The organism is Pseudomonas cistanchae (genome assembly GCF_054483635.1).
Window position 1 is genome coordinate 53,573 of record NZ_JBTLWN010000005.1, and the last position, 17,774, is coordinate 71,346.

Genomic DNA, 17,774 nt, shown 5'->3' on the forward strand with positions numbered 1-17,774 from the left:
GTTCATCCTCCTATCACCAGGCGCGCGCTGACACCGGACTCTTCCTGACTGGCCGACCCCATCTGCACCGCCAACCCGGTTTCTTGCAGGCGCTCACGCAAACGCTCGAGCTCGGCAAAACCCGGCGCACGAACCTGCATGGCGAGATCGCCGCGGATGTCACTGAAATCCAGCTGCTCGATCTGCACAGGTGCACCTTCAGCACCCAGCGCCTGATTGACTTCCGCCAGCAGGCCGAGCAAGCGACCCTGGCCGCTGCCACTGGCAGCCTCCAGGTGCTGATCCAGCTGCGCACGCAGGTTGATCAGCTTGCTGTCCTGTGGAAACAACTCACGGTAGAGGTCGGTACTGGCCTGGGCATAGCTGTCGGCCTGGCGCTGCAGATGCCAGCCCTGGGCCAGGTTGAAGCCCCATTGCAAAACCAGCCACAGACCAAGCAAGCCGACCAGCGGCCGCCAGCGCTGCCAGTCGCCGCTGCTTTGCTGGGTAGCGAAATCGCCCTGCGCCAAGTTGTTGGTGACTTTCTGCTGCGCCAGAAACCGGTACGCGTCCTCGATAACCGGGGCCTCATCGACTGCCGCCAGTTCTTCCTGCTGCGCCGCTCGGTAGGCGATATGCGGATGTGGGCAGATGCCCGCCAGCCCAGCCCACTCCTCGCCCGCGATAGCCATACGGGCAACATCGACGCCGCCAAGCAGCCAGCGCGACTCCGCCTGCAACAACTGGGTTCCTTCATGGGGCAGCAGATCGGCATCCACGGCAATCGACTGTGGTGATGTCGGGCATAGCGCCAGCCAATCCGCGAGCCAGGCGCGGCGCACGGCAAACACCCGGTGACGGCCGTCCTCCAGCACATCGCCCAACGCCAGGTGCAACTGATCGACGTCCTCGGCGAGCAGCTCTTCTACTGCGAACGGCAGGGCCTGGCGTAACCAACGGGCCTTCTGTGTCGGCAGACGCACGGCGCAGGCGGTGACCGCCTCAACTGGCAGCACCAGGGTCCAGGCGCTGTCGAGTTCGGCAACCGCCTCGGCAAATGACAACCGCTCACTGATGTCCGCCTGAACCCGCTGCACGGGTAGCTCGGCGTCCGCACCAAGACTGGCAATGGGCGGCAAAAATACACACGATTGACTCATTGCTCGACTTCCTCGATGGGCGTGGGCGTAATGCCGCCCTGCCCCAGATCACGGGCTATAACAAACACTTTGCCATCGCTGGCGCGTTGCAGGGTGCTGCGTAAAATCTGCCGGCGATCCCCAACGGTGACCTCGCTGATCACTTGAAAATATTGGCTGCCGAGTGCAATCGCCTGCCCTTGCAGATCAAGCCCCTGCAGTTGCCGTTTAAAAGCCTCCAGGTCCCGGTAACCCTGCTTGCCGCGGTTTGCCACCACTGCCTCGGCGGTGCTCAGGGGAATGCCATCCGCCAGGCTGGCGATCACCCGCGCCGGCGCGGTGTTGACGTTCAGGCTCGTATCAGCCGGCAATGCGCTGACGAAAGGCAACAGACGCCGGTAATCGACTTCGCTCATTTCCAGCAGCAGGCGCAATTCCGACACGTCAGCCAGGGCCCGGTTTGCGGCCCGGTATGGCGGCTTGGCCAATAGGTATTGGTTATCTTCCGCGCCGTAGCCACCGTTTGGCTCCTGATCGGCATCCAGCCAGTCCACCAGGCGGTCGGCGTAAGGTTGCTCGATCTGCAACCCCAGCAGCAGACGGCGGAACTGCGCCACCGCCGCATCGTTGCTCGGCGCGTCCTCACGCACCAGGCTATTGAGATTGAATCGCCCACTGGGGTCTTCGATGCGAACACTCAGCTCGCCGCCTTCATCCAGGCTGAAAGACGCCAAGGGCCTGGCCCACAGTTCACCGAGATGATCGATCGGCGGCCGCGATTCATCCTCGCGCAGGTCGCGCTTCAGCACCGCTTTCGCCAGGGTTTCACCACCCAGGGCGTAATGCCAGGCCTGGCGCACGTGCAGCTGATTCGCGCTGCTGCGAATCGACAGCTGCTGACGCGCAATGATGCCGGCGCACACCACAGTCACCACCGCCACCACCAGCATTACCGTGATCAGGGCCATGCCCCGCTGGGTTCTCATGGCGCCGGATCCCGGGGCGGTTCATCGACCGGTTCGCCTGTTCCAGGCTGCTCATCCGAGGGTGGCTGCTCAGTTTGTTTCGGCAACACATCGGGCAACCGCAGAACCCGGCGCAGCTCGCCATAACGCCGGTGTTCCAGTATCAGCTCCACGGCGATGGGCAGCTGAGCGAGCTGTTCGTCGCCGCTTTGCTCGTTGGACGGCCACCCCGTTTGCCAGTTGCCGTCGTCGTCCAGGTAGCGCAGCTCGAGTCGGGTGACGCCATCGAGCACCTGCTGCACCTGGGGCTCGCTGTCCTGGGCCTGATCGAGCACGTTCCAATAGCGCCGCTGCAACTGCTCGCCGCTCAGCTGCCAACGGACCCGCTGCAACGTCGCACGCGGTTGCCCCAGCGGGTTACGCCAGCCAGTACGGGTCAGCTCGATCGCGACGTTTTCGCCTTCTTCGCCCAACAGCGCGGGACGCGACTCGCCGAATGGATCCCGTGCGGGACGGGTGATGACTTGCAGAATGTCGCGCTCGAACGCCGCGATCCCGCGCACCAGCTCACGCAGCTGCAACTCATGGGCGCGGGTAGTGGCGTCGGTGCCCAGCACGCTGTCGAGCATGCGGTAAGTGGCCAACCCGAGCAGGGCAAAGATGGCGATCGCTATCAGCAGCTCAAGTAGGGTGAATCCGGCGGAGCGCTTCATTGCGGCGCCCCAAGAAAGCCGCTCAGGCTGACTACCGAACGCTCGCGCAGATCGCCGCCAGTCGCACCGCGCTCGGGCCGTGGCGCCACCCACAAGGTAACCCGGCGCATGCTCGGCTCGCTGGTTGCCTGTATTTCGCTTTGCCACTGCCAACGACGGCCGGCGAATTCCAGCTCACCTTGATCCCTGCCATCATCAGCCGGCGATTCGGCCAACTGCAGCTCGGTGAGACGGTTATCGGCGATCCACATCGCCAGGGTTTTATCTTCCAGTTTGGCGGCGGTTTGCAGGCTGCGCCCGCTGGCCGTCAGCACGCTGGCGGCGACCAAGGCAAAGATTGCCAGGGCGACCAGCACTTCAAGCAGGGTGAACCCGCGGCACGATTTCATCCGGCACGGCCCTGCTGGCCTTCCACTTCGACGGTGGGCAGACGAAAGCCATCGCTGGACAGCACCAGGCGCATGCCATCCTTACGCCGCTCGCTCAGGCGCAAGCTGAACGGGCTGATTTCGCCGCTCGAGAGCATCAACAGCTGAGGCGTTTTCGCCGCTTTTTCATCCTCCTCGCCGGCGGGCTGAGGCAGTTGCAGCGCGTCCCCCTCCAACTCGACCCGCAGCTCGGCCCAGGCGGGAATGCTGTGGGGCTCGTCATCGAGCGCACGCCACTTCGCGGTTTGCGGGTCGTATTGCAGTACCTGGTAGCTTTTGTCGGTCAGGTACACGCCGTACTCGCGGTTATCCAGCACCGCTTCCTCCGCCAGTACGCCAATCAGGCCGGCCAGCCGTTCGGCTTCATTGCGCAGTTCGCGAGACGGCCCGGCTATGCCCATGCTGAGCGTAGCCAGGCCGATCAGCGCGCCGATAATCACCAGCACGACCAGCAGCTCGATCAGGGTGAATCCGCGGGTCGCGCGCATGCCGCTTAGAGGTCCCAGTTACCGATGTCGCTATCCTGCTCGCTACCGCCTTCCTTGCCGTCGGCACCGAGCGAGTAGAGGTCGAACGCGCCCTTGGTACCGGGTGCCAGGTATTGATAAACGTTGCCCCACGGGTCGACCGGCAGACGCTTGAGGTAACCGTCGCGGTTCCAGTTCTTCGGTTGCGGGTTGCCGGACGGCTTCTTCACCAGCGCTTCGAGACCCTGTTGGGTGCTTGGGTAGGCATGGTTGTCCAGCTTATACATGTCCAACGCCGCGGCCACGGCCTTGATGTCGCCCTTGGCCACGGTGATCTTGGCCTGGTCTGGCCGGCTCATTACCTGCGGCACCACCAGGGCGGCGAGGATACCGAGAATGACCACGACGACCATGATTTCGATAAGTGTGAAACCCGTTTGACGCTTATTCACCCTAATTACCCCACCAGTTGATTGAGAGACAGAATTGGCATCAGGATGGCCAGAACGATGACCAACACCACTGCGCCCATGAACACCAGCATGAAAGGCTCGAACAGCCCCACCAGTAGAGACACCTGGGCACCCAAGTCGTTTTCCTGATTGCGCGCCGTACGCGCCAACATTTGATCCAGTTCACCTGAACGTTCGCCGCTGGCGATCATGTGCATCATCATTGGCGGGAACTGTCCGCTGGCCTCCAGCGCGCGAGTCAGGCTGCCACCCTCGCGGACCTTCTGCGCGGCGATCACTACTTCGGCGCGGATCACCCGGTTGACGATCACCTCAGCGCCGATGCCCAGGGCCTCGACCAACGGCACCCCGCTTTGGGTCAGAATCGCCAGGGTAGAGGCGAAGCGCGCGCAATCGGTAGCGCGAATAAGCTTGCCGACCAGCGGGACGCGTAACAGGAAGCGGTGCCAACGCAGCTTCACCGCGTCGTCACGCAGGGCGAAGCGCATGGCGAAAAAGCTCAGCACGGCGACAATCACCGCCAGCCAGCCCCAGTTCTTCACCCATTCGCTGAGGGCGATCAGGCCGCGGGTAAGTCCCGGCAGGGTTTGTCCGGAATCGACGAATACCCGCACGATATCTGGCACCACGTACCCGAGCAGGAAGCCGACGATCAGCAGCGAGGCGCACATCAGGATCATCGGATAAAGCAGCGCCAGTTGAACTTTCTGCCGCGACTGCTGGCGCTGTTCGGTGTAATCGGCCAGCTGTTCCAGCACCGGGCCCAGGTGGCCCGCATGCTCGCCGGCCGCTACGGTGGCGCGATACAACTCGGGGAAGGCTGCGGGAAACTCCTTGAGACTACTGGCCAAGTCATGGCCTTCCAGCACCCGCGCGCGCACCGCCAGGAGCATGCCCTGGATGCGCGGCGTACCGGCCTGGGCCGCCGCGGCACGCAGCGCTTCCTCGATCGGCAGAGCCGCCTGCACCAAAGTCGCCAACTGCCGGGTGAGCAGCGCCAGGTCCCGTGCAGACAACCCGCGGGTAAAACTGAAATGGCTGCCACCGGCCGCGTTCCCGCGGGTGCGCGTGGCTTTGACGTCGAGCGGCGCGAGCTGCCGTTCGCGCAAGATCTGCCGCACCTGACGGGCACTATCGGCTTCCAGCACGCCTTTCTGCTGACGGCCTTTGCCGTCGAGGGCGAGGTATTCGAACGCGGCCACGCGCTAGTCCTCCCGCGTCACGCGCAATACTTCCTCGATCGTGGTCGCGCCTTCGAGCACCTTGCGCCGGCCATCATCGCGGATGCTCGGCCCCAGTGCACGGGCGTGGCGGGTCATGTCCTGCTCGGAAGCCGCGTTGTGGATCAACGTGCGCAGGCGGTCGTCGAACACCACCAATTCATAGATACCGGTCCGGCCGCGGTACCCCTGCTGGTGGCATTCGCTGCAGCCACGGGCGTGATAGAGCGTCGGCGGCTGATCGGGCGACACCGCCAGCACCGCGCACTCGGCCGCATCAGCCTGATAAGCCTCTTTACACTGTGGGCACAGCACACGTACCAACCGCTGCGCGAGCACCCCCAGCAACGAGGAGGACAGCAGGAACGGCTCAATACCCATGTCCACCAGACGGGTGATGGCGCCGATCGCGCTGTTGGTGTGCAGCGTCGATAGCACCAGGTGACCAGTCAAGGACGCCTGCACGGCGATCTCGGCGGTTTCCTTGTCGCGAATCTCGCCGACCATCACCACGTCCGGGTCCTGACGCAAAATGGCGCGCAGCCCGCGAGCGAAGGTCATGTCGACCTTGGGGTTGACCTGGGTCTGGCCGATGCCTTCGAGGTGGTATTCGATCGGGTCTTCAACGGTAAGAATATTGCGCGTGCGGTCGTTCAGACTGACCAGGCTCGCGTAGAGCGTGGTGGTTTTACCAGAGCCCGTGGGACCGGTGACCAGCAGGATGCCGTGGGGCTTGCGTACGGTCTCCTCCATCACCTGACGGTCCCGCGCGCTCATGCCCAGATGCTGCAGATTCAGGCGCCCGGCCTGCTTGTCGAGCAAACGCAGCACTACCCGCTCGCCGTTGGCCGACGGCAAGGTGGACACGCGAATATCCACCTCGCGCCCACCGACCTTCAGGGAAATGCGGCCGTCCTGGGGGATACGCTTCTCGGCGATATCCAGGCGCGCCATAACCTTGATCCGCGATACCAGCAACGCGGCCAACTCGCGCTTCGGCTCAAGCACTTCACGCAGCACACCATCGACACGGAAACGCACGACCAGGCGCTTCTCGAAGGTTTCCAGGTGAATGTCCGATGCATCCTCTTTGATCGCTTCGCCGAGGATGGCGTTGATCAGACGAATGATCGGCGCGTCGTCTTCCTGCTCAAGCAGATCTTCGGTTTCCGGCACCTGCTCAGCCAACGCGGCGAGGTCCAGACTGCCCCCTAGCCCTTCGGCCAGTTGCATGGCGCCAGACTCATGCTGATACGCCCTTGCCAACGCCTGCTCGAATGCCTCGATGGGCAGCATGCGCAACGGTAACTGGCGACCAACGAAACGCTGTGCCTCGGCCAAGGCGACCAACTCGACCTGAGGACGGTGCGCTAAACAGGGGGGAGTGGCATCGATCAGCAGAACTACGCCGTGGCGTTTGGCAAAGCTGAACGGCAGGCGGCGCAGAGGAGTCTGATAGAGCGAAGCATTCATCCAGGAAGGCCTTAAGACTAAAAAGTGAACACCATACCGGGCTGCAGACCCGATAACGGTGATGTACCGCCGTTAATGATTGATGAGAGTTGTAGTCATTTAACGCAAATGCGGCACTATCTTTAGCACAACAGTGTCGCAGGTTACACCACCCCGACAGGGGGGCTGTCAAATGCGCGCCAAGTGTCTATCATCGGCGCGCGATACACACCACACAAGAAATCTAACGGAGTGACGCCCTTGCCTCTTTTGGCTACTCAGCGCTGGATAAAGTTGCACGCCACCAGTCTGGTAGCGATAGCGCTGATCCTGGCCATGAGTATCAGCTTGGCCTGGCAGACGGCTAACTGGTTGCGCGTGCTACGCGCACCGACAGTTGCCGACGAACAAGGCCTGCAGCAGCAACCCGAGGTTGCCGCCTACCAGAACCTCGACCAGTTGTTCGGCAGTAGTAGCCAGAGCAGCGATGGTGCGGCGCCCGCCACCCAGATGAACCTGACCCTGCTTGGCAGCTTCGTGCATGCCGATCCAGCGCGCTCCACCGCTATTATTCGCCGCGAAGGCAGTGATCCACAGCGCTATGGCATTGATGCCGAAGTCACTGGCGGCGTTCGCCTGTCTGCGGTTTTCACGGACCGTGTCGAACTGATGCGCAACGGCCGCAGAGAAAGTCTGGCGTTCCCTCAGCGTCAGGCCAGCGATGACAGCATGATTTACGTCCCCGCCGATGAGACCCGCAGTTCGGTCGAGGAACTTGACGAAATGGAAGCCGAAGACATGTCCCTACTGCGTGAACGCATGGATGCCTTGCGTCAGCAGATGGAGGCTTCTGGTACCTTGCCGACCGATGTCGAGCCCACCGATCAGCCTACGGAAAGCGACTGAACCCATGCTCCCGATCTTTTCACGCCTCTCCTTCGCCCTGCTTGCTGCAGGTCTTGTCATCACCCCGCTGCCACTGAGCGCCGCCATCACGCCAGCGCCGCAAAGCACCAATCAGCAGGAGGAATCCTGGACGATCAACCTCAAGGGTGCGGATATTCGTGAATTCATCGACCAGATCGCTCAGATCAGCGGGGAGACCTTTGTCGTCGACCCGCGGGTAAAGGGCCAGGTCAGTGTGATCTCCAGCACACCGCTGAACTTGAGCGAGGTGTATCAGCTGTTTCTTTCGGTCATGGCAACCCACGGTTTCAGCGTGATCACCCAGGGCGACCAGGCGCGCATCGTGCCGAACGCGGAAGCCAAGGCCGACGCCGGTAGCGGCAATCCTGCACCTGACCGCCTGGAAACCCGCCTGATCCAGGTTCAGCACGGCTCGGCGACCGAGCTGATTCCCCTGCTGCGCCCGCTGGTTCCGCAATATGGCCACCTCGCCGCGGTGACCTCTGCCAACGCCATCATCATCAGCGACCGCAGCGCCAACATCGAACGAATCGAAGACCTGCTCAGGCAGCTCGATCAGAAGGGGCAGAACGATTACAGCGTCCTGGACCTCAAGCACGCTTGGGTCATGGACACCGCTGAAGTGGTGAGAAATGCCCTGGAACGAGGCCAGGCCAAAGGCGCGACGGGCACCCAGGTCATCGCCGATGCCCGCACCAACCGCCTGATATTGCTCGGGCCGCCTGCAGCCAGGGCGAAGATGCTGGCACTGGCGCAGTCCCTCGACACGCCGACCAGTCGCTCGGCCAACACTCGGGTGATTCGCCTACGGCACAACGACGCCAAGGCACTCGCGGAAACCCTGGGCGAGATATCGGAAGGATTGACCACGCCAGAAGGCGGCGAGGCCGCAACTGCGCCTACCCAGAACATCCTGATTCGTGCGGACGAAAGCCTCAACGCACTGGTGCTGCTGGCGCCACCAGACCTGGTCGCGACGCTGGAGGACATCGTTCGCCAGCTCGACGTACCACGCGCTCAGGTCATGGTGGAAGCAGCCATCGTCGAGGTGTCCGGCGACGTCACTGATGCGCTGGGTGTGCAATGGGCGGTGGACGCGCGCGGCAGCACCGGCGGCCTGGGCGGGGTCAATTTCGGCAACACCGGGCTGTCGGTAGGTACGGTGCTGCAGGCCATTCAGGACCGCGGTAACGATACCGATAGCGCCGATGGCACATCGTTGAACCTGCCCGACGGCGCGATCATCGGCCTTGGCACCGACAGCTTTGGCGTGCTGATCACCGCGCTCTCCTCCAACACCAAGAGCAACCTGCTGTCGACACCTAGTCTGCTGACGCTGGACCATCAGAAGGCGGAGATTCTGGTGGGGCAGAACGTCCCGTTTCAGACCGGCTCGTTCACCACCAGTGCCTCTGGCGCGGACAACCCCTTTACCACCATCGAACGCCAGGACATTGGCGTGACGCTCAAGGTCACCCCGCACATCAATGACGGCGCAAGCCTGCGGCTGGAGATCGAGCAGGAAATTTCGTCGATTGCGCCAACCACTCAGGGCGTCAATGCAGTTGACCTGATTACCAACAAGCGCTCGATTAAAAGCACCATCCTAGCCGAGAACGGCCAGGTCATCGTGCTGGGCGGACTGATTCAGGATGACGTCACCCAGACCCACTCGAAGGTCCCACTGCTGGGGGATATTCCGCTGCTGGGCAAGCTGTTCCGCTCGACCCGTGACACCCGGATCAAACGCAACCTCATGGTCTTCCTGCGGCCAACGGTAATTCGCGATGCGGCGGGCATGGCGGCGCTTTCCGGGCAGAAATACAGCGACATTCGCGTCCTTGGCGACATCCGCGAGGACTACAAGCCGGGAGTTCTGCCCGTCGAAGCGGAAACACTGTTCGATTCGAGCGGCTCGACGTCGAATGGCTCGCAAGCGCCGACCATCGATTTGCGCCAGTAGTCGGCAGGCATAAAAAAGCCTCGGTCACTGCCGAGGCTTTTTTGTCTGCGCTGCGGCTTACAACGCCGCCAGACCACGTGCCAGATCCGCTTTCAAGTCCGCAAGGTCTTCCAACCCAACCGCCACTCGAATCAGGTTGTCGCGAATCCCGGCATTGGCGCGCTCAGCCGGTGACAAGCGGCCATGGGAGGTTGTAGCCGGATGGGCGATGGTGGTTTTTGTGTCGCCCAGGTTGGTGGTGATGGAAATCACCCGGGTCGCGTCGATGAAACGCCACGCCGCTTCCTTGCCCCCCTTGACCTCGAAACTGACGACCGCGCCAAACGCCGATTGCTGCCGCTTGGCCAGCTCGTGCTGCGGATGGCTGGGCAGCCCGGCATAGTAGACGTGCTCAACACCCGGCTGCTGCTCGAGCCACTCGGCCAACTGCTGCGCACTGGCGCAATGGGCTTGCATGCGCACGCGCAACGTTTCCAGGCCCTTGAGGAAAATCCAGGCATTGAACGGACTGAGCGTCGGCCCGGCGGTCCGCAGGAAACCGACCACTTCCTTCATCAGCTCCGCGCGGCCCGCCACCACACCACCCATGCTGCGGCCCTGCCCGTCGATGTACTTGGTCGCCGAATGCATGATGATGTCCGCACCCAGCTTGATCGGCTGTTGCAACGCAGGCGTGCAGAAGCAGTTGTCCACGGCTAGCAGCGCGCCTTTGCCATGGGCGATCTCGGCCAGCGCGGCGATATCGACCAACTCGGCCAATGGGTTCGACGGCGACTCGACGAACAGCAATTTGGTATTGGGTTTGAAGGCTTGTGCCCAGGCGGTTAAATCCGCCAAGGGGACATAATCGACCTGTACACCAAAGCGCTTGAGGTACTTCTCGAACAGGCTGATGGTCGAGCCGAACACACTGCGTGAGACCAGCACATGGTCGCCCGCACTGCACAGACTCATGACCATGGCGAGAATGGCGGACATGCCAGACGATGTGGCGACTGCCTGTTCAGCGCCTTCCAGCGCAGCGATGCGCTCTTCGAAGGCCCTTACGGTGGGGTTGGTGTAACGCGAGTACACGTTGCCGGGGACTTCGCCCGCAAAGCGCGCCGCAGCGTCGGCAGCGGTACGAAACACATAACTCGAGGTCGGAAACAGGGCCTCGCTGTGCTCCCCTTCGGCTGTGCGATGTTGCCCTGCGCGCACGGCCAGGGTGTCGAAACCGACCCCTTCCAGGTCGCTGTCGAGGCGGCCTGCATCCCACTCTTGCGTCATAGCACTACCTCACCCAAAGCGAAGCCCGGGCAGATCCGGGCACCTGCAGCGCCAGCCTCTATCGAGCCTGGCGTGCGCATTCAGTTGTTATACAGATCAATGATCGCACTGACCGCCTGAGACTTGACCTTGGTCGCGTCGTTGCGCGCCTGCTCGATCTTGTTCAGGTAATGCTCGTCGACATCACCGGTGACGTACTTGCCATCGAACACCGCGCAGTCGAACTGTTCGATCTTGACCTTGCCGCCACCGACCGCTTCGACCAGATCGTTGAGGTCCTGGTACACCAGCCAATCGGCGCCGATCAGCTCGGCCACCTCTTCGGTGCTGCGATTGTGGGCGATCAGCTCGTGGGCACTCGGCATGTCGATACCATAGACATTCGGGTAACGCACTGCCGGCGCCGCCGAACAGAAATACACGTTCTTCGCGCCTGCTTCGCGGGCCATCTGAATGATCTGCTTGCAGGTGGTGCCGCGCACGATGGAATCGTCCACCAGCATCACATTCTTGCCGCGGAACTCCAGCTCGATGGCGTTGAGCTTCTGCCGCACCGACTTCTTGCGCGCAGCCTGCCCCGGCATGATGAAGGTGCGGCCGATGTAGCGGTTCTTGACGAAGCCTTCACGGAACTTCACGCCCAGGTGATTGGCCAGCTCAAGTGCCGAGGTCCGGCTGGTATCGGGAATCGGGATGACCACATCGATATCGTGGTCCGGCCGCTCGCGAAGTATCTTCTCGGCGAGCTTTTCGCCCATCCGCAGGCGCGCCTTGTACACCGAGACGCCGTCCATGATCGAGTCGGGACGCGCGAGGTAGACGTGCTCGAAGATGCAGGGCGAGAAATGCGGATTGCTTGCGCACTGACGGGTCGAAAGCTTGCCGTCCTCGGTGATGTACACCGCCTCGCCCGGCGCCAGGTCGCGGATCAGGGTAAAGCCGAGTACGTCCAGCGAAACGCTTTCCGAGGCGATCATGTACTCCACGCCTTCATCGGTATGACGCTGGCCGAAAACGATCGGACGGATACCGTTGGGGTCGCGGAAACCGACGATGCCGTAACCGGTAATCATCGCCACCACTGCATAACCGCCGCGGCAACGCTCATGCACGTCGGTGACAGCAGCGAACACGTCTTCCTCGGTGGGTTGCAGCTTGCCGCGCTGAGCCAATTCGTGGGCGAACACATTGAGGAGCACTTCCGAATCGGAATTGGTGTTCACGTGGCGCAGGTCGGACTCGTAAATTTCCTTGGCCAACTGCTCGACGTTGGTCAGGTTGCCGTTGTGCGCCAGGGTGATGCCGTAGGGCGAGTTGACATAGAACGGCTGCGCTTCGGCCGAGCTGGAGCTGCCGGCTGTCGGGTAGCGCACGTGGCCGATGCCCATGTGCCCAACCAGACGCTGCATGTGACGCTGATGGAAGACATCCCGCACCAGGCCGTTGTCTTTGCGCAAGAACAACCGGCCGTCATGGCTAGTAACGATACCGGCAGCGTCCTGGCCGCGATGCTGGAGGACGGTCAGGCCGTCGTACAGCGCCTGATTGACGTTCGATTTACCGACGATGCCGACAATGCCACACATGCGACGCAACCCCTACTTGAGTGAAACAGGCGAAATCCGACGCGCTTATGGCTGTTTAGGCTGCATAAGTGCGTCTGTGAACGGCAGCTCAGCAGGTGCACTGATGCCGCTAGCAAGCCACTGACTGGACATCCCCAAAATGAGGTTCTTCGACCAGTCCGCAACCATTAAAAAGTGCGGCAACAGCGTGGACTGCTGCCACCAGGGATCTTCCTGTACCGGCGCCAGGCTGAGCAGCCCCACCAGCACTACAACCAGCAAACCGCCCCGCGCGGCGCCGAACACCATGCCGAGAAAGCGATCCGTGCCGGATAAGCCCGTGACACGAATCAGCTCGCCGATCAGATAGTTGATCAGCGCACCCACCAGCAGGGTGACGATAAAGAGTATGGCGCAGGCGGCGATGACTCGAGCCGAAGGCGTCTCGATCAACCCGCTGAGATGATGCGACAGTGCGCCGCCGAACATCCAGGCAACCACCCCGGCGATGATCCAGGTGAGCAGGGACAGGGCTTCTTTAACGAAACCACGACTCAGACTGATCAGACTCGATACGGCGATGATGGCGATAATCGCCCAATCGACCCAGGTGAATGCCACGATGCAGGTTACCGACGGAAAAGGCGCTGCATTTTATCAGAGCCCCTGCCCGGGGGTAAGCAAAGGATTGGCTAGCCGTCGAAAAGCGACCCAGGTGGATGACGGGCCTGCTAGCCGTGCTCAGGCTGAAAGCGCACGACAAACCCGTTGAGCTTGTGCTGACGATTCAGTTGGTCACGCAACCGATCGGCTTCGACGCGCTCAATCAAAGGCCCGACAAAAACCCGGTTCATTCCATCGACCGAACGGATGTAGGCGTTGTAGCCCTGGCTACGCAGCGTCTTCTGCAAGCTTTGCGCACCTTCCTTGCTGGAAAGGCTGGCCAGCTGCACCGACCAGCTCACCGGCAGGCTGTTGGCATCCAGACGACTCGCCGGCGGTGCTACCGGCGCGCTTGGCTGCGCGGTTTCGGCGACGGGCGCAGGCGTCTCGACCGGTGCGGCGACGGCAATAGCCGGGTCCGCAGGAACGGGTTCGTCCGGTAATACTTGCGGCTCGGGCACGATAACCGGCTGCATTTCAACCTCAGGCATGCTCGGAGCCTGCGGCATTGCAGGCGCATCAACTGCCACACGACGCAACTCGTCTTCACGCGAAAGCAGCATCGGCAGAAAAATGACCGCCAGCGCCACGAGCACCAGTGCCCCGACCATGCGCTGTTTCAACCCTTTATCCAGCAAAGCCATCCTGCACATCCCCATTGGCGTGACGGGCCAACCATTCCAAGGCCTCGGCAACGCAGTAAAAAGATCCGAACAGCAGAATTTCATCGTCCGCCGAAGCGCGCTCGCATTGTGCCTCCAATGCCGCCAGAACGGAGACATGAGCACTCGCCTGCGCGCGTTTATTCTGCAGGTGCACCAGCAATTCGGCGGCTGAACGGGTGCGGCTGGTCAGAAGAGGCGCTACGGCCCATTCCGCCACCTCGCTTAAAAGCGGCTGCAGCACGCCTGCCAAATCCTTGTCGGCCAGCAAGCCGAACACCGCCAGACGCCTGCCAGGGATGACCCGCGACGCTAGGCGCTGTGCCAGAAAATCAGCAGCGTGGGGATTATGCCCAACATCAAGCAGCAGTGTGAGCTGCTTGCCGTGCCAGTTGATCTGTCTGCGATCTAGCCGGCCAGTTACCCGCGTGCGCCGCAAGGCTTCGACAATGGACTCTTGCCGCCAGGGCAACCCCAGCAATGCATACGCCTGAATGGCAAGGGCAGCGTTTTCCATGGGCAAATCAAGCAATGGCAGCGCGTCCAGACGCAGAACCTGCCCATCTGCGGATAATCCGTACCAGTGCCAGGCATTCTCGCTGATGCTCAGGTCGTAGTCGCGCCCGCGTAGAAACAGGGGCGAATCCAGAAGCGCAACCTGTTCCAGCAGCGGTAACGGCGGATCGAGGTCGCCACATAATGCAGGCAGACCAGGGCGAAAGATCCCGGCCTTCTCGTAAGCAACTGATTCACGGGTATCGCCCAGCCACTCGGCATGGTCCAGGCCAATGCTGGTCACCAGCGCCAGGTCCGCATCAATCAGATTGACCGCATCCAGCCGCCCGCCCAGACCGACCTCCAGAACGACTACATCCAGCGCTGCTCGCTGGAATAGCCAGAAAGCTGCCAGGGTGCCCATCTCAAAGTAGGTCAACGAGGTGTCGGCGCGGGCGGCCTCGACTGCGCAGAACGCTTCGCATAATTCGTCGTCGCTGGCCTCACGACCTGCAACCTGCACGCGCTCGTTGTATCGCAACAAATGGGGCGAACTGTAGACGCCCACCTGGAGTCCCTGCTCACGCAGCAGCTCAGCCAGGAATGCGCAGGTCGAACCCTTGCCGTTGGTACCAGTAACAGTGATCACCCGAGGCGCAGGCTTGCCGAGACCCAAGCGCTGCGCCACCGCCCTGCAGCGCTCCAACCCCATCTCAATCGTTGTTGGGTGCAGGTGCTCCAGGTACGCCAGCCAATCGGCCAGGGATCTTTCGATCATGCAGTGACCGGCAGCGTGACGGGTGATGGTAGGTGCATCAGTTGTGCGAGCAGCCGGGCAAGACGCGGGCGCAATTCTTCACGGTGGATGATCATGTCGATCGCCCCATGCTCCAGGAGAAACTCGCTGCGCTGGAAACCTTCCGGCAGTTTTTCACGCACGGTTTGCTCGATCACGCGCGGACCGGCAAAGCCGATCAGGGCGCGCGGCTCCGCAACAATCACATCGCCCAGCATGGCCAGGCTGGCAGAAACGCCGCCGTATACCGGATCGGTAAGCACAGAGATAAAAGGAATCCCCTCTTCACGCAAACGCGCCAGCACCGCGGACGTCTTGGCCATCTGCATCAAGGAGATCAACGCCTCCTGCATGCGTGCGCCGCCCGAGGCGGAAAAACATACCAAGGGGCACCGCTGCTCCAGGGCTACATTGGCGGCACGCACAAAGCGCTCGCCAACGACAGCACCCATCGAGCCGCCCATAAACGAAAACTCGAAAGCACAGGCGACTACCGGCATGGACTCCAGGGTGCCGCGCATGGCGATCAGCGCATCCTTTTCACCCGTCTGCTTCTGCGCACCGACTAAACGATCCTTGTACTTCTTGCTATCACGGAACTTCAGCCGGTCAACCGGCTCGAGCTCAGCGCCGATTTCCTCCCGCCCATCGGCGTCAAGGAATATATCCAGACGGGCGCGGGCATCAATACGCATGTGGTGATTGCATTTCGGGCAGACATCCAGAGTCTTTTCCAACTCCGGTTTATATAGCACGGCATCACAGGATGGACATTTATGCCATAGCCCTTCAGGAACCGAGCTCTTCTTGACCTCGGATCGCATGATCGATGGAATCAGCTTATCTACCAACCAGTTGCTCATGCTCTCGATTCTCCAAAACAGTAGCTGGCATATACGTTCGGCAACGAGGCCAAACATATGCAAGCGAATTCACGGGCAGTCTCAGCAGGGGCCGGTATGAAACCCGCCACCCAGGACCACAAAAAAAGCGCTGCTGCAGCGTTCTACAACTGGGTTATGGACGGCAATGCCTGGAATGCCGTCACATCTCATCAGACCTTAAACGGAGTTGACGGCGTGCAGGAATGCTTTGATTTTTGCGGGGTCCTTGAGCCCTTTGCCAGCCTCGACTCCCCCGCTGACATCCACAGCATACGGCCGCACCTGTTCGATAGCGGCGGCAACATTCGCTGGCGTCAAGCCCCCCGCGAGAATGATCGCGCGCTTCGAACCGCGCGGCACCAACGCCCAATCGAACGCCTCACCAGTACCGCCAGGCACTCCCGGAACGAACGTATCGAGCAGGATTCCCGAGGCACCGGAATACCGGGCAATTTCTGCGTCTAGATCACCATCCGGCTTGACCCGTAACGCTTTGATATACGGGCGGTTGAAGCTTTCGCAGAACGTTGGCGACTCATCACCATGAAACTGCAGAAGGTCCAGCGGTACCGCTGCAAGCACCTCGTCCAGCTCAGCGCGGCTGGCATCTACAAAAAGCCCGACTGTGGTGACGAAAGGTGGCAGCGCGGCAATTATTTCCTGCGCTTGTCGAATAGTCACCGCACGCGGGCTGGCCGGGTAAAACACCAACCCAATGGCGTCTGCGCCGGCCTGGGCAGCGACGAGTGCATCTTGTATGCGGGTAATCCCACAGATCTTGCTACGAACGGCTGACAACTGGCGACAACTCCAGCTAAAGGATGGTCGGATGGTAGCAAATGACGCCCTACCCGTCAGCCGCTACATCCGGTAACCCGGAAAGGAAGTGAGGACCCAGATAGCGTTTGGGCAAATCGAACTCGGCTGGGTAGTCGACTTGCACCAGGTAGAGCCCGTAGGGGTGCGCCGTCACCCCGCCAGTGCGCCTTATGCGAGTCTCCAGCACTTCCCGCGCCCACTCCACGGGGCGCTCGCCCGCGCCGATCGTCATCAGAACACCCGCAATATTACGTACCATGTGATGCAGGAACGCGTTGGCGCGAATGTCCAGAACGATAAAACGGCCGTGCTGAAGCAGCTTGAGGTGATGGACTGTCTTGACCGGAGACTTCGCCTGGCATTGCCGGGCGCGAAACGCGCTGAAGTCATGGGTACCGACAAGGGCCTCGGCCGCTTCGCGCATCCGCTCGATATCCAGCGGACGATGATTCCAGGTAACCTCTTCGGCCATATGCGCAGGGCGGATCTGATCGTTGTAGATCACATAGCGATAACGTCGCGCCATGGCGCAAAAGCGCGCATCGAAGTGCGCAGGCATGAGCTTGGCCCAGGTCACGCTGATGTCGGCAGGTAAATTCATATTGGCGCCCATCACCCATGCATGGGTGGAGCGCTCGACCGGTGTGGTGAAATGCACCACTTGAGCGCTGGCATGCACCAACGCATCGGTGCGACCGGCGCAACTCAAGGTTACCGAAGCGCCTCCAGCAACTTTGCTGAGTGCTTTTTCCAGCGACTCCTGAATTGAAGGCACACCCGCCCGCTGGCGCTGAAAGCCACGGTAGCGCGAGCCTTTGTATTCAACACCGAGGGCGACTTTATAAACGCCAACGGCAGCCGATTCGGCTGCCGTTGTAGGAGTTGCATCAGACAT

The 17,774-nt window shown here is 61.6% G+C and carries 18 protein-coding genes; 2 read left to right on the forward strand and 16 right to left on the reverse strand.

Annotated features, from left to right (window positions below; all coding sequences use genetic code 11):
- Positions 1-2: 2 nt before the first annotated feature.
- Genes gspL through gspE form a run of 8 tightly spaced genes read right to left on the reverse strand, consistent with a single transcriptional unit; the run spans position 3 to position 6,857 of the window.
- Complete coding sequence (gspL, locus tag ACX0MV_RS14590) at positions 3-1,139, reverse strand: type II secretion system protein GspL (protein ID WP_458983249.1); 1,137 nt, start codon at positions 1,137-1,139, stop codon at positions 3-5.
- Entirely contained in the window at positions 1,136-2,104 is a 969-nt protein-coding gene (gene gspK, locus ACX0MV_RS14595) for a type II secretion system minor pseudopilin GspK (protein ID WP_458983250.1), read from the reverse strand. Before gspK ends, gspL begins: the two co-directional genes overlap by 4 nt.
- On the reverse strand, positions 2,101-2,796 hold the full coding sequence (gene gspJ, locus ACX0MV_RS14600) for a type II secretion system minor pseudopilin GspJ (RefSeq protein WP_458983251.1): 696 nt from the start codon (positions 2,794-2,796) through the stop codon (positions 2,101-2,103). Before gspJ ends, gspK begins: the two co-directional genes overlap by 4 nt.
- Positions 2,793-3,185 carry a type II secretion system minor pseudopilin GspI gene (gspI, locus tag ACX0MV_RS14605; protein ID WP_458983252.1) on the reverse strand — a complete coding sequence of 131 codons (393 nt, stop codon included), beginning with the start codon at positions 3,183-3,185 and terminating at the stop codon, positions 2,793-2,795. The genes gspJ and gspI overlap by 4 nt, the downstream gene beginning before the upstream one ends.
- Entirely contained in the window at positions 3,182-3,712 is a 531-nt protein-coding gene (gspH, locus tag ACX0MV_RS14610) for a type II secretion system minor pseudopilin GspH (RefSeq protein ID WP_458983253.1), read from the reverse strand. The genes gspI and gspH overlap by 4 nt, the downstream gene beginning before the upstream one ends.
- A gap of 5 nt (positions 3,713-3,717) precedes the next feature.
- On the reverse strand, positions 3,718-4,149 hold the full coding sequence (gene gspG / locus ACX0MV_RS14615; protein WP_458983559.1) for a type II secretion system major pseudopilin GspG: 432 nt from the start codon (positions 4,147-4,149) through the stop codon (positions 3,718-3,720).
- Positions 4,149-5,366, reverse strand: a complete 1,218-nt coding sequence (gene xcpS, locus ACX0MV_RS14620) for a GspF family T2SS innner membrane protein variant XcpS (protein ID WP_458983254.1) — start codon at positions 5,364-5,366, stop codon at positions 4,149-4,151. Before xcpS ends, gspG begins: the two co-directional genes overlap by 1 nt.
- A gap of 3 nt (positions 5,367-5,369) precedes the next feature.
- Positions 5,370-6,857 carry a type II secretion system ATPase GspE gene (gene gspE, locus ACX0MV_RS14625; protein WP_458983255.1) on the reverse strand — a complete coding sequence of 496 codons (1,488 nt, stop codon included), beginning with the start codon at positions 6,855-6,857 and terminating at the stop codon, positions 5,370-5,372.
- Between the two features lie 231 nt (positions 6,858-7,088).
- On the opposite strand from gspE, the gene ACX0MV_RS14630 reads away from it, so the two are divergent.
- Positions 7,089-7,742, forward strand: a complete 654-nt coding sequence (locus tag ACX0MV_RS14630) for a type II secretion system protein N (protein ID WP_458983256.1) — start codon at positions 7,089-7,091, stop codon at positions 7,740-7,742.
- A 4-nt stretch (positions 7,743-7,746) separates the two neighbouring features.
- On the forward strand, positions 7,747-9,726 hold the full coding sequence (gspD, locus tag ACX0MV_RS14635) for a type II secretion system secretin GspD (protein WP_458983257.1): 1,980 nt from the start codon (positions 7,747-7,749) through the stop codon (positions 9,724-9,726).
- 57 nt (positions 9,727-9,783) lie between these two features.
- Here gspD and ACX0MV_RS14640 read toward each other — a convergent pair whose 3' ends face one another.
- The 8 genes from ACX0MV_RS14640 to truA all read right to left on the reverse strand — a co-directional run bounded on the left by ACX0MV_RS14640 (position 9,784) and on the right by truA (position 17,774).
- Positions 9,784-10,995, reverse strand: a complete 1,212-nt coding sequence (locus ACX0MV_RS14640) for an O-succinylhomoserine sulfhydrylase (protein WP_458983258.1) — start codon at positions 10,993-10,995, stop codon at positions 9,784-9,786.
- A gap of 80 nt (positions 10,996-11,075) precedes the next feature.
- Complete coding sequence (purF, locus tag ACX0MV_RS14645) at positions 11,076-12,581, reverse strand: amidophosphoribosyltransferase (protein ID WP_458983259.1); 1,506 nt, start codon at positions 12,579-12,581, stop codon at positions 11,076-11,078.
- A gap of 45 nt (positions 12,582-12,626) precedes the next feature.
- Positions 12,627-13,181 (reverse strand): CvpA family protein, encoded by a 555-nt coding sequence (locus ACX0MV_RS14650; RefSeq protein ID WP_458983260.1) that lies wholly within the window; start codon positions 13,179-13,181, stop codon positions 12,627-12,629.
- Positions 13,182-13,291: 110 nt separating this feature from the next.
- Entirely contained in the window at positions 13,292-13,867 is a 576-nt protein-coding gene (locus ACX0MV_RS14655) for an SPOR domain-containing protein (protein WP_458983261.1), read from the reverse strand.
- Positions 13,851-15,158, reverse strand: a complete 1,308-nt coding sequence (gene folC / locus ACX0MV_RS14660) for a bifunctional tetrahydrofolate synthase/dihydrofolate synthase (protein ID WP_458983262.1) — start codon at positions 15,156-15,158, stop codon at positions 13,851-13,853. Before folC ends, ACX0MV_RS14655 begins: the two co-directional genes overlap by 17 nt.
- A complete protein-coding gene (gene accD / locus ACX0MV_RS14665) occupies positions 15,155-16,039 on the reverse strand; it encodes an acetyl-CoA carboxylase, carboxyltransferase subunit beta (protein WP_458983263.1) in 885 nt (294 codons plus the stop codon). The genes folC and accD overlap by 4 nt, the downstream gene beginning before the upstream one ends.
- A gap of 198 nt (positions 16,040-16,237) precedes the next feature.
- Positions 16,238-16,858 carry a phosphoribosylanthranilate isomerase gene (locus ACX0MV_RS14670; RefSeq protein WP_458983264.1) on the reverse strand — a complete coding sequence of 207 codons (621 nt, stop codon included), beginning with the start codon at positions 16,856-16,858 and terminating at the stop codon, positions 16,238-16,240.
- Positions 16,859-16,907: 49 nt separating this feature from the next.
- Positions 16,908-17,774 carry a tRNA pseudouridine(38-40) synthase TruA gene (gene truA / locus ACX0MV_RS14675; protein WP_458983265.1) on the reverse strand — a complete coding sequence of 289 codons (867 nt, stop codon included), beginning with the start codon at positions 17,772-17,774 and terminating at the stop codon, positions 16,908-16,910.